This window comes from Acinetobacter sp. 197 (genome assembly GCF_048148385.1).
GTDB lineage: Bacteria > Pseudomonadota > Gammaproteobacteria > Pseudomonadales > Moraxellaceae > Acinetobacter > Acinetobacter pecorum.
Genome location: NZ_JAYWZK010000010.1, coordinates 138767 through 160853 on the forward strand (window position 1 = coordinate 138767; position 22087 = coordinate 160853).

26 protein-coding genes are annotated in these 22087 nt (G+C 43.5%); 19 read left to right on the plus strand and 7 right to left on the minus strand.

Features of this window, described 5'->3' with window-relative positions; genetic code table 11:
• The first annotated feature begins 8 nt into the window (after positions 1 to 8).
• Positions 9 to 2144, plus strand: a complete 2136-nt coding sequence (locus tag VXQ11_RS11470; protein ID WP_416706075.1) for a 3-hydroxyacyl-CoA dehydrogenase NAD-binding domain-containing protein — start codon at positions 9 to 11, stop codon at positions 2142 to 2144.
• A 162-nt stretch (positions 2145 to 2306) separates the two neighbouring features.
• The gene (locus VXQ11_RS11475; RefSeq protein WP_064097075.1) at positions 2307 to 2654 is read left to right on the plus strand and encodes a hypothetical protein; all 348 of its coding nucleotides are present in this window, start codon (positions 2307 to 2309) and stop codon (positions 2652 to 2654) included.
• Positions 2655 to 2723: 69 nt separating this feature from the next.
• Here VXQ11_RS11475 and VXQ11_RS11480 read toward each other — a convergent pair whose 3' ends face one another.
• Both VXQ11_RS11480 and VXQ11_RS11485 read right to left on the minus strand, forming a co-directional pair.
• The gene (locus tag VXQ11_RS11480) at positions 2724 to 3155 is read right to left on the minus strand and encodes a GNAT family N-acetyltransferase (RefSeq protein WP_064097074.1); all 432 of its coding nucleotides are present in this window, start codon (positions 3153 to 3155) and stop codon (positions 2724 to 2726) included.
• Positions 3149 to 4372: a class I SAM-dependent methyltransferase gene (locus tag VXQ11_RS11485; RefSeq protein ID WP_416706076.1), complete on the minus strand. Its 1224-nt coding sequence runs from the start codon at positions 4370 to 4372 to the stop codon at positions 3149 to 3151. Before VXQ11_RS11485 ends, VXQ11_RS11480 begins: the two co-directional genes overlap by 7 nt.
• A 103-nt stretch (positions 4373 to 4475) precedes the next feature.
• On the opposite strand from VXQ11_RS11485, the gene trhA reads away from it, so the two are divergent.
• The 3 genes from trhA (at position 4476) to VXQ11_RS11500 (ending at position 7102) form a co-directional block, all read left to right on the plus strand.
• Positions 4476 to 5120 (plus strand): PAQR family membrane homeostasis protein TrhA, encoded by a 645-nt coding sequence (gene trhA, locus VXQ11_RS11490; RefSeq protein ID WP_081406389.1) that lies wholly within the window; start codon positions 4476 to 4478, stop codon positions 5118 to 5120.
• A gap of 142 nt (positions 5121 to 5262) precedes the next feature.
• Entirely contained in the window at positions 5263 to 6570 is a 1308-nt protein-coding gene (locus VXQ11_RS11495; RefSeq protein WP_416706077.1) for an MFS transporter, read from the plus strand.
• A 130-nt stretch (positions 6571 to 6700) separates the two neighbouring features.
• Entirely contained in the window at positions 6701 to 7102 is a 402-nt protein-coding gene (locus tag VXQ11_RS11500; protein ID WP_416706078.1) for a hypothetical protein, read from the plus strand.
• Positions 7103 to 7126: 24 nt separating this feature from the next.
• On the opposite strand, the gene VXQ11_RS11505 is transcribed toward VXQ11_RS11500, so the two are convergent.
• Entirely contained in the window at positions 7127 to 8137 is a 1011-nt protein-coding gene (locus VXQ11_RS11505) for a metallophosphoesterase (RefSeq protein ID WP_064097069.1), read from the minus strand.
• Positions 8138 to 8239: 102 nt separating this feature from the next.
• Between VXQ11_RS11505 and VXQ11_RS11510 the strand changes: the two genes are divergently transcribed.
• A complete protein-coding gene (locus tag VXQ11_RS11510) occupies positions 8240 to 9874 on the plus strand; it encodes a phospholipase D family protein (protein ID WP_416682049.1) in 1635 nt (544 codons plus the stop codon).
• A 36-nt stretch (positions 9875 to 9910) separates the two neighbouring features.
• Here the strand turns inward: VXQ11_RS11510 and VXQ11_RS11515 are convergent, their stop codons facing one another.
• Positions 9911 to 10720 (minus strand): lysophospholipid acyltransferase family protein, encoded by an 810-nt coding sequence (locus VXQ11_RS11515; protein ID WP_416682047.1) that lies wholly within the window; start codon positions 10718 to 10720, stop codon positions 9911 to 9913.
• A 190-nt stretch (positions 10721 to 10910) separates the two neighbouring features.
• On the opposite strand from VXQ11_RS11515, the gene VXQ11_RS11520 reads away from it, so the two are divergent.
• The 8 genes from VXQ11_RS11520 to VXQ11_RS11555 all read left to right on the plus strand — a co-directional run bounded on the left by VXQ11_RS11520 (position 10911) and on the right by VXQ11_RS11555 (position 15829).
• Positions 10911 to 11042, plus strand: coding sequence for a hypothetical protein (locus tag VXQ11_RS11520; RefSeq protein WP_263600648.1), 132 nt, complete (start codon positions 10911 to 10913; stop codon positions 11040 to 11042).
• A gap of 77 nt (positions 11043 to 11119) precedes the next feature.
• Positions 11120 to 12460, plus strand: a complete 1341-nt coding sequence (gene hflX / locus VXQ11_RS11525) for a ribosome rescue GTPase HflX (protein ID WP_144725323.1) — start codon at positions 11120 to 11122, stop codon at positions 12458 to 12460.
• Between the two features lie 34 nt (positions 12461 to 12494).
• Positions 12495 to 12866, plus strand: coding sequence for a hypothetical protein (locus VXQ11_RS11530; protein WP_064097123.1), 372 nt, complete (start codon positions 12495 to 12497; stop codon positions 12864 to 12866).
• A 9-nt stretch (positions 12867 to 12875) separates the two neighbouring features.
• Entirely contained in the window at positions 12876 to 13550 is a 675-nt protein-coding gene (locus VXQ11_RS11535) for an LrgB family protein (RefSeq protein ID WP_064097066.1), read from the plus strand.
• A gap of 86 nt (positions 13551 to 13636) precedes the next feature.
• Positions 13637 to 14083: a DUF2147 domain-containing protein gene (locus VXQ11_RS11540; protein WP_416706079.1), complete on the plus strand. Its 447-nt coding sequence runs from the start codon at positions 13637 to 13639 to the stop codon at positions 14081 to 14083.
• A gap of 198 nt (positions 14084 to 14281) precedes the next feature.
• Positions 14282 to 14731 carry a DUF2147 domain-containing protein gene (locus VXQ11_RS11545; RefSeq protein WP_064097064.1) on the plus strand — a complete coding sequence of 150 codons (450 nt, stop codon included), beginning with the start codon at positions 14282 to 14284 and terminating at the stop codon, positions 14729 to 14731.
• Between the two features lie 61 nt (positions 14732 to 14792).
• The gene (locus VXQ11_RS11550; protein ID WP_064102537.1) at positions 14793 to 15242 is read left to right on the plus strand and encodes a DUF2147 domain-containing protein; all 450 of its coding nucleotides are present in this window, start codon (positions 14793 to 14795) and stop codon (positions 15240 to 15242) included.
• A 140-nt stretch (positions 15243 to 15382) separates the two neighbouring features.
• Positions 15383 to 15829, plus strand: a complete 447-nt coding sequence (locus VXQ11_RS11555) for a DUF2147 domain-containing protein (protein ID WP_064102538.1) — start codon at positions 15383 to 15385, stop codon at positions 15827 to 15829.
• 53 nt (positions 15830 to 15882) lie between these two features.
• On the opposite strand, the gene VXQ11_RS11560 is transcribed toward VXQ11_RS11555, so the two are convergent.
• The 3 genes from VXQ11_RS11560 to pdxA are packed head-to-tail and all read right to left on the minus strand — an operon-like array spanning position 15883 to position 18552.
• Entirely contained in the window at positions 15883 to 16728 is an 846-nt protein-coding gene (locus VXQ11_RS11560; protein ID WP_416682044.1) for a symmetrical bis(5'-nucleosyl)-tetraphosphatase, read from the minus strand.
• A gap of 6 nt (positions 16729 to 16734) precedes the next feature.
• Positions 16735 to 17547, minus strand: coding sequence for a 16S rRNA (adenine(1518)-N(6)/adenine(1519)-N(6))-dimethyltransferase RsmA (gene rsmA, locus VXQ11_RS11565; protein WP_064097060.1), 813 nt, complete (start codon positions 17545 to 17547; stop codon positions 16735 to 16737).
• 33 nt (positions 17548 to 17580) lie between these two features.
• Positions 17581 to 18552, minus strand: coding sequence for a 4-hydroxythreonine-4-phosphate dehydrogenase PdxA (gene pdxA / locus VXQ11_RS11570; protein ID WP_416682043.1), 972 nt, complete (start codon positions 18550 to 18552; stop codon positions 17581 to 17583).
• Between the two features lie 302 nt (positions 18553 to 18854).
• On the opposite strand from pdxA, the gene rplM reads away from it, so the two are divergent.
• The 5 genes from rplM to VXQ11_RS11595 all read left to right on the plus strand — a co-directional run bounded on the left by rplM (position 18855) and on the right by VXQ11_RS11595 (position 21773).
• Positions 18855 to 19283, plus strand: a complete 429-nt coding sequence (gene rplM, locus VXQ11_RS11575) for a 50S ribosomal protein L13 (protein WP_004281682.1) — start codon at positions 18855 to 18857, stop codon at positions 19281 to 19283.
• Positions 19284 to 19296: 13 nt separating this feature from the next.
• Positions 19297 to 19683 (plus strand): 30S ribosomal protein S9, encoded by a 387-nt coding sequence (rpsI, locus tag VXQ11_RS11580; protein ID WP_064097058.1) that lies wholly within the window; start codon positions 19297 to 19299, stop codon positions 19681 to 19683.
• A 332-nt stretch (positions 19684 to 20015) separates the two neighbouring features.
• Positions 20016 to 20669: a glutathione S-transferase N-terminal domain-containing protein gene (locus tag VXQ11_RS11585; RefSeq protein WP_416706080.1), complete on the plus strand. Its 654-nt coding sequence runs from the start codon at positions 20016 to 20018 to the stop codon at positions 20667 to 20669.
• Positions 20670 to 20678: 9 nt separating this feature from the next.
• Complete coding sequence (locus VXQ11_RS11590; protein ID WP_416706081.1) at positions 20679 to 21107, plus strand: ClpXP protease specificity-enhancing factor; 429 nt, start codon at positions 20679 to 20681, stop codon at positions 21105 to 21107.
• Between the two features lie 18 nt (positions 21108 to 21125).
• Positions 21126 to 21773 (plus strand): hypothetical protein, encoded by a 648-nt coding sequence (locus VXQ11_RS11595; RefSeq protein WP_416706082.1) that lies wholly within the window; start codon positions 21126 to 21128, stop codon positions 21771 to 21773.
• Positions 21774 to 22087: the final 314 nt, after the last annotated feature.

Consider the following 22087-nt stretch of genomic DNA (forward strand, 5'->3'; position numbering starts at 1 on the left):
GAAAAATAATGAGCGCAATTCAATATCAAAAAAATGAAGATAATATTGTTATTTTAACGTTTGATTCTCCAAACCAGTCTGCCAATACCATGAATGCCGACTTTCGCACGGCACTGGATGAAGTCGTTGCCCAGTTACAAGCAGATGAAGATATTGCCGGGATTATTTTCCGTTCAGCGAAAAAAACTTTCTTTGCTGGTGGTGATCTGGACGAACTGATTCAAGCCACTCCGGAACATGCAACTGAATTCTTCAATATGATTGAAGAGATGAAAGCCAAACTACGCTATATCGAAACTCTCGGTATTCCTGTTGTTGCTGCATTGAATGGTACGGCGCTTGGCGGTGGCTGGGAAATTGCCTTGTGTGCCCATCATCGTATTGCCCTGAATGACCCTAAAAGCAAATTTGGCCTGCCTGAAGTCACACTGGGTTTATTACCAGGTGGCGGTGGTATCGTCCGTAGCGTCCGCCTGCTCGGTCTGCAAAATTCCCTTCCTTTATTGATGGAAGGCAAACAGTTTGGAGTCGATAAAGCCAGATCTTTAGGCTTGATTCATGAGGTCGCAGACAGTACCGATGAATTGCTGGAAAAGGCCATTGCCTGGATCAAAGCCAATCCAAAATCTCAGCAGCCATTCGATGTAAAAGGCTATAAAATTCCAGGTGGTAGCCCTTCGACACCAGCAGTTGCCCAGATGTTGGCTATTGCTCCGGCGATGCTGCGCGATAAAACCAAAGGCTGCTACCCTGCACCTGAAGCGATCATGTCGGCTGCGGTAGAAGGTGCACAGGTCGATGTCGATACAGCCCTGACCATTGAATCACGTTACTTTACTTATCTTGCCATCGGTCAAATTTCTAAAAATATGATTAGCACCTTCTGGCATGGCCTGAATACGATCAAGTCCGGTGCCAGTCGCCCTCAAGGTATTGAAAGATGGAAAGCCACGAAAGTCGGTATTCTAGGTGCGGGCATGATGGGGGCTGGGATCGCCTACGCGACTGCCAGCACAGGCATTCCTGTGGTATTAAAAGATATTTCAATCGAAGCGGCTGAAAAAGGCAAAGCCTATAGCCAGAAACTGCTGGATAAAAAAGTCGCTCAAGGGCGTTTATCAGCCGAGAAACGAGATCAGGTTTTAAGCCTGATTCAAACAACTGCATCTAATGCAGATCTAGCCGGTTGCGACCTGATCATTGAAGCAGTTTTTGAAAATCCCGCGCTCAAGGCTCAAGTCACGCAAGAGGCAGAGCAATATCTTGCCAGCAACGGCGTAATGGCTTCGAATACCTCGACCCTGCCGATCACAGAATTAGCCCAGGCTTCAAAAAATGATCAGAACTTTATCGGCCTGCATTTCTTCAGTCCGGTCGATAAAATGCAGCTGGTGGAAATTATCAAAGGTAAAAATACCTCGGCAGAAACGCTGGCCAAAGCTTTCGATTTCGTGCAGCAAATTGGCAAATTACCGGTTGTGGTAAATGACAGCCGTGGCTTCTTTACCAGCCGCGTGTTTGGTACCTTTGTACAGGAAGGTTTATGCCTGCTGGCAGAAGGTGTACACCCGGCGCGAATTGAAATGGCTGCACTCAAAGCCGGTATGCCGGTGGGTCCGTTGGCGATTCAGGATGAGGTGTCCTTGACCCTGTCTGAACAGGTGGCCAATGAAAGATATAAAGCCTTGCAGGCACAGGGACAGTCAATTTCTCGTTCACCTGCGGATGACGTGATTCACAGCATGATTCACGAATTTAACCGTAAAGGTAAGGCTGCAGGCGCAGGTTTTTATGATTATCCGGCTGATGCCAAAAAGCAGCTCTGGTCTGGTCTCAGCCACTGGAAAAAAGACAACGATATTTCTGAACAGGAAATGATTGACCGCTTCCTGTTTGTACAGGCACTGGATACCGTACGCTGTCTGGAAGAAGGTGTCCTTGAATCTGTAGTCGATGCCAATGTGGGTTCTATTTTTGGTATTGGCTTTGCTGCCTGGACGGGCGGTGCTGTACAATTCTTGAATCAGTATGGACTGGCCAAAGCTGTGACCCGTGCCAAAGTACTTGAAAATAAGTATGGCGAACGCTTCAAAGCTCCGCAACTCCTCAAAGATCGCGCAGCACATGCCCAGCCGATTCAATAGTGTGGCCACTTAGATAAAAAAGAGGAACGTGTTTCCTCTTTTTTATCTTTCAGATTTGCTTCAAGCACGGAACAGAGTTATGTGATGACAGATTTTGATCTGCTTTTTGATTAATTTATGTTATAAAGTTACATAAGTTTGGTATCCACGTGGGTAAGACCTATGACTGATCACAGTTCACCTGAAAAATCTCCTTGGGGTTGGAAAGCACTTATTATCTTCTGTATTTTAGGTGGATTATTCATGCTTATTTTTTGGCTTGCAGTAAGTAATGAACCGGATTATATGCCAAGCCAGCAAAATAAACAGAACACCCAGCAACACGCTTTTAAAAATGCACCAACGATGTCTCCAGAAGCGCTTGCCAAAGCTCAGGCAGATCGTGAAGCACGTGAAGCTGCCAATGTGGCTCCTACAGATACGACAGCCACTGAGCATCATATGTCAGCTGAAGAACATGCCAACATGGATAATGCCGAGCACAGCTCAAATCCAGCACATGGCCACTGATCCAGATTCAGTCTATGCATAAAAAAGCGAGGTCAATGCCTCGCTTTTTTATATTTGAATGGCTGAAAATTAAAGCTTTAAATACATATCAATATGGGGAATGCTACAATCCAGATATTCCTCGCCCTGAGCTTCGAACCCGAGCGCTTGATAGAAGCCAATGGCATGCACTTGCGAAGACAGCTTGACCAACTCGCGCTGCTCGGCACGCGCATAGTCAATCACGGCCTGCATCAGGCGCTGCCCGATCTTCAAACCACGATGTGACTTTAAAACTGCAATGCGACCTACACTGTTATTTGTCAGCAATCTTGCAGTGGCTATCGCCTGATCCTGCTGAAAAACAATGAAATGTACAGCAACCGCATCTTCAGCATCCCATTCATCTTCAGCTGCAATATACTGTTCTTGAATAAATACGGCTTCACGAATCACTTTGGCATACACTCCCAAATCTTTCCAGCTGCCGGACACTATTTTCAATTCTGGATTATTTAGCATTTAGAACCAATTCCCTGCTGATCCCATTGATCATTGAGCAACAATTCCAGTGAATGTTTCTGGATTCCATACATCTCTTTTAAGGCCTGAATTTCTGCCAGAACCGCCTGATCAGGTTGTTGATAGTCTTTGCGTTTTGTTGCCAGAATCATTTTATTTTTACTGGTATGTTCTAGCGCCACAAATTCAAAAACTTTGGTTTCATAACCATAAGCTTTGAGCAATAAAGCACGAATGGTATCAGTCAGCATTTCGGCCTGCTGTCCCGCATGAATACCGAATTGCAACATCGGACTCAGGACTTTCGGTGCTTGTAACTGTGGACGTAACTCCTTATGACAACATGGCGCACACATGATTATCTGTGCATTCAGGCGAATGCCACTATGAATCGCAAAATCTGTTGCTACATCACAGGCATGCAAGGCAATCATTACATCCAGTCTTTCTGGCGCATAAGTACGCACATCTCCCTGGAAAAAGTCCAGTTGATCAAAACCAGATTGCTGCGCGACATTCTGGCAGAACTCGACCATTTTTGGATTAAGCTCTACCCCCGTGACATACGGCGTTTGACCATGTTTTTGCATATAGTCATATAAAGCACAGGTCAGATAGCCTTTGCCCGAACCAAAATCTACCACGCGCAGGCCTTCAGCCTGTGGCTTGATCTGCGTCAGCGCGCCTGAGAAAATTTCCACAAACTTGTTAATCTGTTTCCATTTGCGCGCCATGCTCGGAATGATTTGCCCTTTTTGATCGGTAATGCCAAGATGCTGGAGAAAAATGCTGTCCTGATCCACAAAACGCTGTTTCATCCGGTCATGACTTTGTTCAGCGGGCTTTGCCTGAGTAGCAGATCCTGTATGTTTGCTGCGTGTCAACATGGCTTTTTTCTTGTTTTTTTTCAGCTGTAATTCTTCATCTACTGTCATCAGATTGGCCTGCTTGCAACATGCTAGCAATGTAGTCACCTGCGATAACGCTTCTTCCAAAGGATAGTTTTTAGTGACATCCTGCGTCTTGTAGCGATACAGGCAGCTCAATACCCGTTGTTCATTTAATGTAATGACTCGCCAGGTCATTTTCTCTAAATCCTGCAGCTCACCCTTATACTGGCTTAAGATCAGACGATCAAACTGATTCCTTTCAACAGTTTGCTGAAATGTATCCAGGAATTGCTGTTCCTGGTCCGAGAGAGTTGCCAATGTTGACATAGATAAAACCTGAAATGAATTGCATATCAAGTTTAAATCTTCTTAACCTAAAAGCAAAATTGAATTACTATACAAGTGTATATTTGAAGAAAGAATGACAATGATGCAGAATGCTCCACTGGTTCCAGATTATGATCAGAATGAGGAACGGATTAACTATGTCAGTCATGGTATAGGTGCCGGACTCTCCGTTGTTGCCGGTATTCTTTTAATTATTAAAGGTTCTTACCTAAGTACCGGACAATGGATTGGGCTTTGGGTCTATGCGCTCAGCATGATTTTGCTGTTTTCTGCTTCCATGCTTTACCATATGGCCACCACAGCAGACCGTCGTTATTTTTACAAAAAAGTCGATCATACCGCGATTTATTATTTGATTGCCGGAACCTATACCCCGTTTCTGTCAATCGCCATTCCCACCCCTAAAGCCCATTATTTATTGATTGCGCTGTGGGTGATTGCCATCCTTGGTACACTTTTCAAGTTCGTTTTCATTCATCGTTTCCAGAAACTTTCTTTGGCTGCTTATCTGGCCATGGGCTGGCTGGCACTGCTGGTCATGGATGATATGCAGCAATATCTAAGTGCTCAATCTTTAACCTTTCTCATCATTGGCGGATTGGCTTATACCGTGGGTGCATTGTTTTACGCTTTAAAAAGAGTAAGATATACCCACGCTATCTGGCACATATTTGTATTGATAGGCGCAGGATCACATTTTCTGGCTATCTATCTTTACGTGATTTAATCATCTCCTTTTTCATTTCAGTGACCCTGAGCGAGTTTAAGCGAGAAGATTGCAGTTGTTTTTTTAAAAAATTACGCCTTTTTTAAAAAGATTACGCTTTTAAAACTAAGTTTTTTTATTTTTAGTAAGTGTAAGGTTTTCCATGGCGTCGTCTAATTCTGCTGCTCAACCAGCACAAAATTCAAAATTTCGCGTTTTAACAGCGAGCTTGGTAGGTACCACAATCGAGTTCTTCGATTTTTATATTTATGCCACCGCTGCTGTTATTATTTTCCCGTATCTGTTCTTCCCTGCAAGTACAGATCCGATGACCGCAACCATTCAGTCTCTTGCGACTTTTGCCATTGCCTTTATTGCCCGCCCTATTGGTGCTGCATTATTTGGTCATTTAGGTGACCGGATCGGACGAAAAGCGACATTGGTCGCGGCTTTGCTGACCATGGGGATTTCAACCGTTGCGATTGGCTTGCTGCCAACTTATGCACAAATCGGGATTGCTGCGCCACTGCTGCTGGCACTGTGCCGTTTAGGTCAGGGCTTGGGTCTGGGTGGTGAATGGTCAGGTGCAGTACTGCTTGCCACCGAAAATGCACCTGAAGGTAAGCGTGCCTGGTATGGCATGTTCCCGCAACTGGGTGCCCCAATCGGCTTTATTCTGGCGACAGGTTCCTTCCTGACGCTTGGCGCTTTCATGTCTGAAGCTGACTTTATGGCGTGGGGCTGGCGTATTCCGTTTATCTCAAGTGCCTTGTTGGTAATTATGGGTTTATGGATCCGTTTAAAACTGCATGAAACGCCTGCTTTCCAGAAAGTGCTGGATAAACAACAAGAAGTGAATGTTCCTTTTGTTCAGGTATTCAAAAAGCATTCCCGCATGCTGGTTCTGGGTACGATTGCCGCAATCTGTACCTTTGTCGTGTTCTACCTGACTACGGTATTTGCGCTGCAATGGGGAACCAAACAACTTGGTTATTCTCGTGAAGCATTCCTGCAATTGCAGTTAGTTGCAACCCTGTGTTTTGCTGCATTCATCCCGCTTTCAGCAGTATTGGCAGAGAAATTTGGCCGTAAGACTACTTCGATTGCGGTATGTGTCGTTTCTGCGATCTTCGGTATTTTCTTTGCAGATATGCTTGAATCTGGCAGTACCCTGGTGGTGTTCCTGTTTTTGTGTATTGGTCTGTCAATCATGGGCTTAACCTATGGGCCTATCGGTACCGTATTATCTGAAATCTTCCCGACTTCAGTCCGCTATACCGGTTCTGCATTGACTTTTAACCTGGCAGGTATCTTCGGTGCATCATTTGCTCCGTTAATCGCCACCAAACTGGCGACTACTTATGGTTTGTCTGCAGTCGGTTACTACCTGACCGCAGCATCGATCCTGTCCCTAATCGCGTTTCTGATGATTCGTGAAACCAAGAATGATGATGTAAATAACCAGATCTAAGGTTTTAGATGGATGAAAAGCCAGCACTCGATGCTGGCTTTTTTATGATTTCACAACAAAACTCTGCTACTTATCTCGTTAAATTTGCTCAACAATCAAATGGACTCAATTCAAAAAATGAGGCACGGGTATGCAAGATCTCATCGAATACTTATCACAGGAACAACTGGTCAATGTCATTATTTTACTGGAAGATGATAAGAAAAAAGAAGCTGTTGGCTATATCACCGGGAATACCCCTTTAGATGAAGTTCAGGCGCTGCAAGTAATTGAAGAGATTGTGCGTGAACACGACATCGTCATGAAACATGAAAGTACCGGCCCACGTTTTAGTGATGATGCTGATGATATTGACCTGGTCACGCCTCCCCTGGAAATTCCCAACCATCCTAGTTTGAGTGCACCTACAGAAGCTGAAATCACTGCACAACAATTACGTGAAAATGTACCGCCCCGAAAAATCGAAAAGAAAATCTGGATAATAGCAACAGTCGCTGTCATCTTGCTGATTCTGATCTGGCTGATCAGTTAATCCTGCACAGAAGGCGAACTGACTTTAAATCAGTTCGATAATATCAATGGTAGGGGGGACCCGGAAGCGAAAAGGTACACCAACCAGCCCCGTTCCAACTGTCACGAACACATCTGCATGTTCATGACGGTACATGCCTTTCTTATGTCCCAAAATGGACACTCTTTTCATCACATAATCGGTCAGCCAAGGCAGCTCCACTTGCCCGCCATGGGTATGCCCGGACAGCATTAAAGGACGCGTCGGCAGTTTTGGAACCATATCGACCGTATCCGGGTTATGCGAAAGAATGATCCAGGGCTTGTCCTGAGGGAGATCAGGCAAACTGCGCATATCAGCTTTTCCAGCCCAGAGGTCGCCTACGCCCAAGAGACGGAACTCATCAAATTCGACAATTTGACCTTCAATATCCATGACCTGATTGACTTGCAGTGCATAGTGCAACAATTCCTGAATCGGCGGCCCTGGATATTGCTCGTCATGGTTACCATTGACTGAATAGACCGGAGCGTGAATCTCTTTTAAAACTGCCAGCTCTTGAGCCAGTTTATTTTCTGGCTCATAGGTCCAGTCGCCGGCGACCACCACCAAATCAGGCTGAATATGATTTAATTTATGTACAATTTGTCGTAACTGCCGCTCATGTCCTGAAAACAGACCGATATGCAAGTCTGCAATCAGGGCGATTTTGACCGGTTTCTGTAAACGTTTATCCGCATTGATCTGATACTGTGTCGTTTTCACTTGAATTAGATGCGGCTCAATAAAGCGTGCATAACTTAAAACCGCACTGAGTAGAAATACAAAAACAGCTTCATGTAGCGAATAATGACCCGTCCATCCAGCAAAAATACTGAAGAACACCAATGGGATTAATAAATAGGAAAGATAAAAAGCCAGTAAATGACAGAATGCTTTAAATGGGTGAATGGTCTCGGTGCGGGTTTGACTCGACCAGGCCTGATACACAGCCCAGATAGCGAGAATGGCCATGCCGAGATAACAATAAAAAAGTACGGAATTTGAATCCCACATATATTCGCCTTGTTTCAGTCAAGCAGTATATCACTGGCTTTATATTTATCTTTTCATAGCTGGCAATTATACTCAATTCTAATTTTTCATTCTGCGACTTATATGGCCAATGCTTCCAGCGATCAAATCTATCTTCAATCCTCAGGTTTTATCCGCACCCATCGTTATAAAGCCGGCATTTTACTAAGCTGTAGTCTGGTACTGGGACTTCCTGCATGTAGCACCTTACCCAAGCAAACTGAACAGCCAAGCCAGATGGCATTTGAAACTGATACCTCGCAAACCAGTCTGGCTCAAATTATTGAACCTTTACGTGAACAGAATATCGGTCTGACCGGTTATCGCGTGCTTTATGATCCACTGGAAGCACTGGCTGCACGTATGCAGCTGATCCATAAAGCAGAACGCAGTCTGGATCTGCAATATTACATCTGGGATAACGACCGCATTGGCGCCCTCGCCCTGCATGCCATTATTCAGGCAGCGGACCGTGGTGTAAAAGTACGCCTGTTGATGGATGATAACAATGCCAAGAAAATGGAAGGGATTTATCTGGCCTTGAACCAGCATCAGAATATCGATGTGAAACTGTACAACCCTTATCGCTTTCGTAAATATCGCGCCATGGACATGGTGCTGGATTTAAAGCGAATCAATCGCCGCATGCACAATAAAAGCTTTATTGCTGACAACCAGATTGCACTGATTGGCGGGCGCAATATGAGCAACCAGTATTATAATGTCAGTGAAAACTATCAGTTCTCGGATGTCGATGTCATGCTGGTCGGTGCGGCTTCGGATGAAATCATCCATTCCTTCGATGAGTACTGGAATGATGATTATGCTTATCCGGTACAAAAAATTGTCAATCCGCACCATCACGGGTTACGTTTCCCGAGCCTGAGGCAACAGCTTGAAGCCCATAGTCAGGATCCAGCCACAAAGAATTATCTGGATCTGGCGAATCGTTCTCTGGCCTTTGATCAATGGTTAGAACAGAAGATTCAGCTAGACTGGGTTGAAGCAGAAGTCGTCAAAGATCCACCCAGTAAAATCAAGGCCAAAGCCAAAACTGAAGAACATCTCAATTTCCAGTTATTACAGCATCTGGAAAAGCCTGAACAGAGTGTAGACATTGTCTCTGCCTATTTCGTGCCGGAAAAAACCGGTGCAGACCGTCTGAAAAAACTGGTGAATGAGAATATCAAGGTTCGGGTATTAACCAACTCATTTAAAGCCAATGACGTTTCTGTAGTACATGCCTTTTATGCCAAATATCGAAAGGACCTGCTGGAAAATGATGTACAGCTATATGAATTTCTGGCTGCCCCGGATTCACACAACTTAAACGTCAATACAGAAGAGATTGCCAAAAAAGCGAAAGTTAGCCTGAAAGGCCTGAGTCGCTCCAGTCTGCATGCCAAACTGATGGCACTGGACCAGAAACAGGTTTTCATCGGTTCATTTAACTTTGATCCGCGTTCAGCTTATCTGAATACTGAAATTGGTGTGTTGCTAAACAGCCCTGCTCTGGCAAAAGCCGTACACGAAACCATGGATCAGAATTTGAGTAAATATGCCTATAAACTGGTCTTGGATGCGAACCAGAACATTAACTGGAAAATCAGGAAAGCCAATGGCGAAATAAAAACCTTTAGCAAAGAGCCAGGAATAAAATGGTATCAGAAAACCGGATTAAAACTGTTGTCGTGGTTGCCAATTGAAGGCTTTATGTAAGGCCGACGCATAAATTTTATTTCTAAAAAACTACGTTTACCGAGGCTTTTTTAATACTCGGGATTGCAACTCATGTAAGCCTTCCTGCATTTTTTCCTGTACCTCACGAGTCAGACTGTCTACCGTATGCCCCTCGGAAGAAATTGCAGGCAAAGCCATTAAATGTGCAGTAACTTGTGGCATTTCCAGTACTTTTTTGACATGGGCAGCAAAACTGAGATCATTGACATACGGCGCGACCAGATCCAGCTCACCCTGCTGATTCACATAACAGATCAAACAGATTTGCACTGGACGGTTAGCTTCAATCGCAGCCCCTAGAATCCGGCCATGAACCTTTTTAATAAAACGGCCATCTGAAGTCGTGGCTTCAGGAAAAAACAGCACCGGAATATCCTGCTTGAGAAAATCAGTAATTTGTTCACGAATTCTGACAGAATCTCCAGAACCACGTTTAATAAACAAGGTACCGCCGCCTTTGGCCAATTTTCCAAAAACAGGCCAGTTTTCAATCTCGGCCTTGGCCAAGAAAAATACGCGTGCTCCTGATCCCAGCACTGCAATGTCTAGCCAAGAGATATGATTGCTTACCCATAAGGCGGGTTCCCGTGGAATCTCCCCATGCACCTGCACTTTAATATTAAAAACCTGACACAATTGGCGGCAAAAATATTGTACATAACGGGTATTGGAGGGATTATTCGGATTTTTATATAAGCCATGACGAAAAACCAGATAAAATCCGTTACTAATGGCTGCCAGCAAGGCACCAATTTTTCTTGTATAGAGGAAGAATTTTGACAAGCCATGTATGTCGGATGTTTGATCTTGTACAGTCGGGTTCATAAAAACGTCACTAAAATCCTAAGCTAGATACAGGGAATATCCACGAATTAAACTCATTCTATACTGTTCATTCGCAACTTGCATTGATAATAAAAATCGGCCAATAACATCTATATCTACAATTTTAATTGGATTAAAAAATCATTCAAAATAAAACTATCGAAATATTAGATTGAAAAGGATCGCAGCCATGCCAGATCAAATACAGCCCGCGAAAGAAACACTTCAGCCTCTACAAGTGCTCAAATATATTTTGGGTGGTACCCTTATCTATGCCGTAGTACTGGTAACACTTGCACAACTATTTATTAGCGCACTTTAAACCTAAGCCGCACTAATTCAGTATCTGTATAGTCCGTTTTCTACTACACTTAAGTTTTTAAGTGGAGATCGGCCTGAGTGGAGTATTTACAACAACATCGAGGGAAAGAGCGCGTCATTCTGGTGAGTGTCAGCGTACAAATGCTGGATGACCTTGATGCTGAAGAGTTTCGTTTGCTGGCACAGTCTGCAGATGCCGAAATTCTGGAACATATTCATGCTCAGCGGGTTAAACCTGATGCCAAATTTTTTATCGGCTCCGGCAAGGCAGAAGAAATTGCCGAACGTGTAAAAGAACTAGATGCCAATCTGGTCATTTTTGATCATGCCTTAACCCCTGCTCAAGCCCGGAACCTGGAACAGGTAATCAAATGCCGCGTGGTAGATCGTACCGAACTGATTCTGGATATTTTTGCCCAGCGTGCACGTACCTACGAAGGCAAGCTGCAAGTTGAACTGGCACAATTACAGCATTTATCTTCGCGCTTGATTCGTAGTCGTGGCAATCTTGACAGCCAGAAAGGCGGGATCGGTTTGCGTGGTCCGGGTGAAACCCTGCTGGAAACAGATCGGCGCTTGCTACGTATCCGTATGGGGCAACTCAAGGCACGTATTGATAAAGTCCGCCAGACCCGGATGCAAGGTCGTGTAGCCCGTCAAAAAGCGGCTGTTCCAACAGTATCTTTAGTCGGTTATACCAATGCCGGCAAGTCGACCCTGTTTAACTTACTCGCCAACAGCGATGTTTATGCAGCCGATCAGCTGTTTGCCACTTTGGACCCTACCTTACGGCGTCTGGAATGGGATGGTATCGGCAATCTGGTATTGGCCGATACGGTCGGTTTTGTCCGTAATCTTTCCCATTCACTGGTGGAATCCTTTAAGGCAACGCTGGAAGAAACCGTTGAAGCCACACTGTTACTGCATGTGATTGATTCAAGTAGTCCAGAGATGCTGGAACAGATTGAAGCCGTTGAAAAAGTGCTGAAAGAAATTGGGGCCGATGTTCCCATCCTTCAGGTTTACAATAAAATTGACTGTAGCGGTGAAGAAGCCAAAATTATTTATCGACGCCCGGGTGAACCGGAACGGGTCTATGTCTCGGCACATACTGGCGAAGGTATCGACCTGCTGCGTAAAGCGGTACATGAATCCTTGATGGGGCAACTGCAGTCCTTCGATTTAATTCTTAAACCCGCCTATGGCAAGCTGCGCAACCAGCTGTACAGCTTGAATGTGATTCAGTCTGAACATTATGATGATGAAGGCCAACTGCATCTGCACATTCGAATTGCACCACAAAAACTGGAACAATTGATTAAACAGGCGCATTTACCTTTAGACGAAATTTTGGGAAAACAGGCGCAGCAGTTTCAACGTCCACTGGAAGCGTTTGAAATCCAGTCAAAGATCGAGTAAAACTTGATAAGTAAACTTATTAATGATCAGAGTAATGAACTGGATAAAACAAATTGACTGGCCAGCATGGATCGGCACCCTGTTACTTATTGTTATCTTTCGGGAAGCTTCGGTCTGGTTAATGACCCAGCTGAATCATCCTGAACTGGGTAATCTGGTCGGGTTATTAAGCCTATTAATTGCACTTTTTACTTGGCGCTATTTCGGCAAACTCCCCGCTCGCCTGGTGGATACCAATAACAAACTGATGAAGGAAAGTGCCTTTGCTTTCCTTCCTGTCAGTGCAGGTGCCCTAATGATGCTGGTACATATGGGCCAGAAAATTCCGGCTTTTCTGTTCATCATGTTTTTTAGCACCCTAATTCCTTTATGGGTGTATGCCAAAATGGCCAAGCGCTGGTTATAGGAGTTCCGCATGTTATCTATTTTGTATGGCTTCGCGGTCACACTCATCGCCTATCTGATTGCCAAACCCTGTAACCGGATCATTCCGCAAATTCCCGTCATCGTGTTTAGCATGTTTTTTGTGCTGGCACTTTTATTTGCACTCGGAATTCCCTATGAAAATTACATGGATGAAGTAAATCCACTTTTCAACCATTTACTCGGCTATGTGACAGTCGCATTGGCTATTCCTCTGGCTGCCATGCGCTATGATGATTTGCCGCTCAAAGCCATTATCGGCATTTTGGTCTTTGCCAGTATCAGTGCGGTTGCCTTACCGATGGGTCTGGCTTATCTGCTACATATGGCTTCTGCCGACATTTTGGCTTTTGCTACTCGTGCCGTCACTACGCCAATTGCAATTAATATTGCCACCCTGCTGGATGCACCTATCAGTATGGTTATTCTGATTGTGATTCTCTCTGGTGTGATTGGTGCGGCTTTTTCTCCGTTTATTCTGAGACATATTAATGATGAACGTGCATCCGGACTCGCCTTGGGACTGGCAGCACATGCCATCGGCACAGCACAGGCCTGGCAGCGTGGCAGTGTTGCGGGACGTTATGCTGCTTTTGGCATGGCGGTAAATGCAGTCTTTACTGCAATCTGGTTGCCAACTTTTATACTGTATCTGCAAAAAATGTGACTAGTGAATCAAATTAATTGTTTGTTTTATGTGGTAACCGTTCTTACTATAGAGTAAGAACACTAATCTCACCTAGGAACAGATATATGAAAAAGGTTCAATTTTTTTCAACTTTACTTTTAGCCTCTTTCAGCCATCTGGCTTTGGCCTCTGACCTTTCAGGGACATGGCGAAGCATTGATGACAAGACCGGCTCGTCTAAAGCATTCCTGGAGATTCGTGAGACATCAGAAGGCGTCTATACAGCTAAAATTACGAAAATCACTCCGCGCCCTGGTTATACAGCAAAAGAAATCTGTGTATCCTGTCCCGCTCCATATACCAATAAGCCAATTCTAGGACTGGATGTACTGACAGGCCTGAAATACACAGGCAATAACAGTTTCAGTCAGGGCAAACTTCTCGATCCATTATCAGGCAACATTTACAATACCAAAGCGAAATTGAGTGCCAATGGTAAACGTCTGACATTGCGTGGCTATGTAGGGGTTTCAGCACTGGGCCGTAGTCAGACCTGGATCAAATATGAATAAGTCAGGTTTAATCACATAAAATGTGATTAATTTATGCTTTAGTAGATAGAAGCTTGCATTTTTATACATTAAGTTGTATGAATATTAGACACATGCTTTTTCATGCAATAAAGATTATGAAAATGTATTAGGGTAATGTGCAGCAACGTTCACCACATGGAATTGGGTGAACGTTAATTAAAAAAATAAGGATATAACATGCATAAAATTGCAGCTTTAACTATTATTTCAGCTTCTTTATTTACTGGCTCTATGGCATTTGCTCAGGAACTGTCTGGCCTATGGCAACAGATTGATGATAAAACTGGCTCACCTAAAGCATTGATTGAAATGAAAACTGAAGCAGATGGTTCCTATACAGGAACGATTACTAAAGTCACACCCCGCCAGGGTTATACACCACGGGAAAAATGCATCAAATGTCCGGCACCTTATACAGATAAACCGATTTTGGGTTTAGATGTCATTAAAGGATTGAAGCCCACCACCAAAAATAACTTTGCACATGGCCAGGTACTCGATCCACTCACCGGCAAAATTTATGATTTAAAGGGGCGGATTTCCGCCAATGGGAAACGACTGACCTTACGTGGATATATTGGGATATCTGCTATCGGGCGTACACAAACTTGGATCCGTCAGGATTAATAAAATAGCACTTCGGTGTTGGGGATCTTTTATTTCATCCATAAAAAAAGAGATAAATATAATGAAACAATTTAAATTAGTATTAATGTTCTTCGTGACAATGATGAGCGGGATGATTTATGCACAGGATTTAACTGGCACCTGGCAGCAAATTGATGACAAAACCGGCTCACCAAAAGCGATTATTGAAATTCGTCAAAATGACAATGGAACTTTTGCTGGAAAAATTGTCAAAGTGACTCCACGTCCAGGCTATACGCCTCAGAAAACCTGCAATAAATGTCCGGCCCCTTATACCAATCAACCTATTTTAGGCATGGACGTTTTGACTGGTTTAAAAAATGTGGAAGGCACCAATAACTACGAGAAAGGTAGAGTGATTGATCCACTATCAGGTAAAATTTATGATGCCAAGGTACGCTTGAGTGCGAATGGCAAACGTTTAACCTTGCGTGGTTATGTTGGGGTTTCCGCTTTAGGCCGTAGCCAGACCTGGATCCGTCAGGACTAATAAATTCTGAGTATACAAAAGCTGCCGAATTGGCAGCTTTTTAGTGCATTCATTCTAGATTTTTTCAAATAATTATTGACTATTTTAGTAAGATTTCTAACATGAGCGGCGCTGATAAAAATTCTGTGGAATAAGCCTCTATGTTTAGAAAAATATTGCTTGTCATACTGCTAGCAGCATGCATGACCAACCTTTGGGCAAAAGATATTACCGGGATCTGGCAACAGATTGATGATAAAAGTGGTGCAGCAAAAGCCATCATTGTCATTTTCAAAGAGGACAACAACACCTATTCAGGCAAAATTGTAAAGATCACTCCTCGCCCGGGTTATACGCCACGTGAAAAATGCAATAATTGCCCCGCGCCCTATACCAATCAGCCTATTCTGGGAATGACCATTATCAGGGGCCTAAAACATGTAGAAGGCACCAATAACTATGAAAAAGGTAAAGTTATTGATCCCTTGGTAGGTAAAATTTATGATGCAAAAATGCGTCTGAACAACACGGGGAAACGCTTAACTTTACGTGCCAGTATTGGTGTTTCTGTATTGGGCCGAAACCAGACCTGGATTCGGGCAGACTAAATTTAAAATTAAAAAAGCCACGTGTAATCACGTGGCTTTTTTAATAGCTTTACTTACATCACCGGATTGTTAACTGCAAACATCTGCTGGTCTTCCAGACGAAATGCCATCAGCTGATTGCCCCAAACACAGCCACCATCGACATTCTGAATCCTGTCTGAAATGGTTTTACCATTTAAAGCTGCCCAGTGACCAAACAGGATCTGATGACTTTTCGCAGCCTGGGACTCAAAATCAAACCAGGGTTTAAAGCCTTCCGGCATCGGATCATCCAGCCCATCTTTAAAACTGTATTCCAGACGTCCTTCTACATCGGTTAAACGCATTCGGGTGAGATAGTTTACGATACAGCGGATACGTTCTTGACCTTGCAGTTGATCTGACCAAAGTGCCGGCTCTTTCCCAAACATCTCTTTTAGAAAATTATCCAGCACATCAAAGTCATCATGAGCAATAATTGCTTCTACTTCCTGTGCCAGCTGTGCAGTTTTTTCTGCACTCCAGAGACTCGGAATCCCGGCATGGGTCAGAATAGTCTGCTCATTGGGAAATAAACAAAGTGGCTGTTTACGTAACCAGTCAATCAGTTCATCGCTGTCGATCGCATCAATGACATCCTGAACATTGTCTTTTGCTTTTACTGGCTTGATGCCGCGGGCATAGGCCAGCAACGTTAAATCATGATTTCCCAAGACAGTTGCAGCCGCACCCTGCTCAGCCAGTTTCTTGATAAACCGCAGTGCGCCAATTGAGTTTTCACCCCGTGCCACCAAATCTCCGGCAAACCAGATAAAATCCTGATCTGCATCAAACTTGATTTCTTTAAGTAAAGCTTTCAAAGCCTCAAAACAGCCTTGAACATCACCAATCACATAATTATATCGAGCAGTACGGTTCATCGTAATTTAAGCCACCATTTGATCTGAAAGTGCAACAAACTGTTCAAGGGTCAGGGTTTCTGGACGCGCCATCGGGTCAACACCCGCTTTTTCAAAACCATCTTCTACCAGCATACCCTTCAAGCTGTTACGCAAGGTTTTACGACGCTGGGTAAAGACATGAGATACCAGACGTGCCAGCGCTTTTTCATTCTTCGCCACAATCGGTTTAACTTTATAAGGCTCTAAACGGAATACCGCTGAAGTTACTTTTGGAGGCGGATTAAAAGAGCCTGGTGGTACTTCGAACAGGAAAGTCGGTTTACAGAAATATTGAATCATCACCGACAGACGGCCATATTCTTTGGTATTCGGTGATGCGGTAATGCGATCCACGACTTCTTTTTGCAGCATGAAATGCATGTCTTGCACTTTGTCACCAAATTCCAGGAGATGGAATAACAGTGGCGTTGAAATATTATAGGGCAAGTTACCAACGACACGTAATGGACGACCTTCCTGAAACAATTGAGAATAATCATATCTCAAGGCATCGGCTTCAATAATGGTTAAACGTTCGGGATGCGGTACACGGCCCGGCAGACCAGCAGCCAGATCACGATCCAGCTCAAGTACAGTTAAGGCATCACATTCACCAATTAAAGGTGAAGTCAAAGCGGCCAGACCCGGGCCAATTTCCAGAATGTTCTGACCTGGACGCGGATTGACTGAGCGTACAATTTTGGCAATGACACGCTGGTCATGTAAAAAGTTTTGACCAAATCTTTTTCGAGCCTGATGCCCTTCATCTTTTGGGTTTAAGGCATTAATTTGATACATAAAAACATTTCCAACGTGAGTGATGAACAATAATCAGTGGCGCGCCAGATCGAGGGCTAAATCGACAGCAACGTGCAGGCTGGAACTTTTCGCAAGTCCCGTTCCCGCAAGGGAGAGTGCTGTGCCATGATCAACAGAAGTTCGAATAAACGGTAAGCCCAGGGTAATATTAATGGCTTCACCAAAGCCCTGTGATTTTAACACAGGTAAACCCTGATCGTGATACATCGCCAGAACAGCATCAGCATCTTTTAGGTTTTCCGGGGTAAACAAAGTATCAGCAGGTAGGCTTAAACTCATGTTGATACCCTGCGCACGATAGCTTTCGAGTACCGGATTGATCACTTCAATTTCTTCCATCCCCAAGTAACCACCCTCACCCGCATGCGGATTTAAACCGCAAACCAGTATCTTCGGCTGTTCAATCTTGAATTTGGATTTCAGATCGTGAATCAGAATATCAATTACCTGATGCAAGCGTTCAGGGGTAATTGCATCTGCCACGGCACGTAAAGGAAGATGTGTGGTAGCCAAAGCCACACGTAAGGTTTTGGTGGCCAGCATCATGACCACACGTGGAACACCAGCAAATTCCTGGTAATACTCGGTATGGCCACTAAAAGAAATACCTGCTTCATTAATTACAGATTTTTGTACAGGCGCAGTCGCAACGCCGACACTTTTTCCTGACATGGCGTAGTCTGCGGATCGACGCAGTTGCTCCAGTACATAAGCAGCATTGTTCGGATTCAATTCACCCAATACCACCTCTTGCTGCAAAGGTACATGCTCTACAAAAAGCTCACCGATACCTGAAGATGCATCCTGCCCGTGATACGGAATCAGCTCAACCGGCAATTTAAGTGTCTGAGCACGTTGCTTGAGCATATCCATATCTGCTAATACCACAATTGGGCGCTCATCAACACGCTCTGCAAGACTCAGGCAAATATCAGGACCAATTCCGGCAGGTTCTCCACTGGTGACATATAAAGGAAGCATCATCTTCTCAATTTGGCAAAGCTGAGAAATATTATAACCCGATCACGACTACGCTGTAGTGATCATTGCAAAGAGTACTTATAAATCAATATTTTGATACGATTGAAACTGTGGTTACAAATATAGTTGCAGTTTTTGCAGCATATAAGGGCTTAGGTCTTTCTTTCACCAAGGAGATTAGATAAAATACAGCGCTTGAAATTTTAATTTTCATTTGTGATTCTTCACGTATTCGTTTAGAATCGCGTCTCCTTTAGTTTGGACAGATTCCATAGTCCAAACCAACTATAATAGGTAGTGGTTTAATGAAAACTCTCAGCGCTAAGCCAGCTGAAGTTCAACACGACTGGTACGTTGTTGATGCTTCTGGCAAAACTTTAGGTCGCCTTGCGACTGAAATCGCTCGTCGTTTACGCGGTAAGCATAAAACTTCTTATACTCCTCACGTTGACACTGGCGACTACATCGTAGTTATCAATGCTGAAGAAATCACTGTGACTGGTAAAAAGTCACAAGATAAGAAATACTATCGCCACACTGGTTTCCCTGGTGGTATCCGTGAGACTAACTTTGAAAAGTTAATCGCTCACAAACCAGAAGCAGTTCTAGAAAAAGCTGTTAAAGGTATGTTACCTAAAGGTCCTCTTGGTTATGCAATGATCAAGAAAATGAAAGTGTATGCAGGTACTGAGCATCCACACGCTGCTCAACAGCCACAAGTTTTGGACATCTAAGGGATAACAGCACATGGCTACTAATTATGGTACAGGTCGCCGTAAGACCGCAACTGCACGTGTTTTCCTATCAGCTGGTACTGGTAAACTCGTAATTAACAACCGCACTCTTGAACAGTATTTCGGTCGTGAAACTGCTCGTATGGTTGTTAACCAACCACTTGAGCTTCTTGAAGCGACTAACAAATATGACCTTTACATCACTGTTGCTGGTGGTGGTATCGGTGGTCAAGCAGGCGCTATCCGTCACGGTATTACTCGTGCACTGATCGCTTCTGACGAAACTTTAAAACCTGCTCTTCGTCAAGCTGGTTTCGTTACTCGTGATGCTCGTGAAGTTGAACGTAAGAAACTTGGTTTACGTAAAGCTCGTAAACGTCCTCAATTCTCTAAACGTTAATTCGTTTACCGAATCGGACAAAAAACCCTGGATTTTCCAGGGTTTTTTATGGGTATATTAGTCGAGTAGATGGAAAGATTTTCTCTTTATTGTTCATGCACATCTTTACCCCATACCCCTTCATGGCACCAGAATGACTTCATCAAATAATAATTTGCAATCCCAATACAGATAAACAGCAAAATGATAGGAAGCTTGATCAGCATTTTATTTTCCTCCAGTTGTTTTTCTTATAATCTACCCCGACTCAAAAGGAGTGACTTTTGATGATTAGTGCTTTTTGGGTTGAATTTTAGTATCCTAGTCTATTCATTAGAAGCTTATCAGGATTTATGTCAGTCGAAAGCGCGCCTCTTCAAGGAATTACTCTCTATAGTCATGCCGATGACTTTCGTTCCCATTGGATTCGCTACGTACTTGCCGAAAAACAGATTAAATATAACCTGATTTTGGTAGATACTGATGATGAGGATTTGGCCAGTCTCAATCCTTATAATCAATTGCCGATGCTGATTGAAAATGAGCTCAAATTATTCAATACGCCGATTATTTCTGAATATATAGATGATCGTTATCGCCAGAATAAACTCTATGCCGATGCTCCAATGCCACGTGCAGAACAACGCCAATATATCTGGCGCTTTGAAAATGACTGGTTGAAACTGGCTGATATCATGCTATGTCATCCTGATACCCTGGATAAGAAAGCCAAAGTTAAGGCACAGAAACAGCTACAGGACATTCTGATTTCACTTATACCCTTATTCCAGCATTTTCCCTATTTTATGTCCGAACAATTTAGTATCCTAGATTGCATGCTGGCACCAATTTTTATCCGTCTGAAACACATGGGTGTCGAATTACCACAGCAGCAATGCCGTCCATTTCACCTGTATTGCCAGCGAATATTCAGTCGTTCTGCTTTTGTAAAATCCATGACATTGCAGGAAAAGAACCGTTATTCAGCGCAACTCAAGCATCTGTAGAGAAACCTCATGTCCGAACAAGAATTCAACCTTAGCCCTACCCGTCCCTATATGGCACGTGCAATCTATGAGTGGGTTTGCGATAACAATATGACGCCTTACCTGCTGGTGGATGCTACACGTCCAAATACAATGGTTCCGGAGCAGTTTGTTAAAGATGGACAAATTGTTCTGAATATCGTCCCCCATGCCGTCCATGCGCTACATATAAGCAATGATGCGATTAGCTTCTCGGCCCGCTTTGGTGGCGTCTCTCGGGAGATCTATGTACCTATAGAAGCAGTACTGGGTATTTATGCACGTGAAAATGGACAAGGTTTATTCTTTGATCCAAGTGAATATGAGCATACACAAAATGATGAAGATGCTTTAAAATCAAGCACTGAAGAACCAGCTGAACCACCAAAGAAAAAAACAACTTTAAGACTATTAGATTAAAAATAATGGAGTAAGTGAATGGCTTTTGATTTAGTACAATATTTTGTTGAACAGATAGAAACTCAAAAGCCTGAGCTTCTAAAAGAGTATACAAAAGAAGAAAGGCGAAAATATATCTGCGAAATCAATGCTTTAACTTTAGGTAAACTTATTACTGAGTGGCGTCACAATCCGCAAAAAATTTATAATGAAATCAAGCATCCAGATGAATTATATATACTGGAAATTGCCCGCCACCTGACGACCCAAGTTGAAAACAAGTCAGCCTTGCCACAACCGCAACTTGAGCAGGTCACCTCAGAAATCTTTCATTTCCAGCTCAATGAGCTGAAACAGTTAAATGATACCGGCAATCATAATCTGAATAGTATTCAAGAACTTCTTAAAGGACAAATTGAACATTTATCCGGTCAAGCAGATGACTGGATTTGGACAACAAATAAGCTAATAGAACTAAAAGGCTCTAAACCAATTGTACAAGAAGAGCTATCATTGGAAGCATCAATGAAGGAGTTTAATCAAATGGTAAGCCAGAATCAGCAGCATCAAGATGTCGAAGATGTTATTCTTGTAGAAACCCCAACATGGGCAAAGATTGTTGAACCAATCGTAGCCATTGCAATTCTCTGGGTGTTGATTGCAGCCGTTATGCGTGTATTTGGCTAAAATAGCCAGCAGTAAAAAACCAGCGAATCGCTGGTTTTTTTATTTCCTGCATTTCAACAGCGGCATCTATACTTTGCAGGCTTGGTAGGCTCTTATAAGCCAAATCATTTCAACTTAGGACCAGCCCCGTAATCATGTGCCCAAAGCCATGTTATCGGGTTTTGAAACACGCTCTCTCCCTTAGATTATTCCTTTCAGGAAGCTCTAGCCGCTCCAGTACCTTTTATACATCTAAAAAGTGTCTAAGCTTTCGACTAAATTCCCCCCATAAAAAAACACCCCCGGCCTTTAGACCGGGGGTGTTTTGAATAATG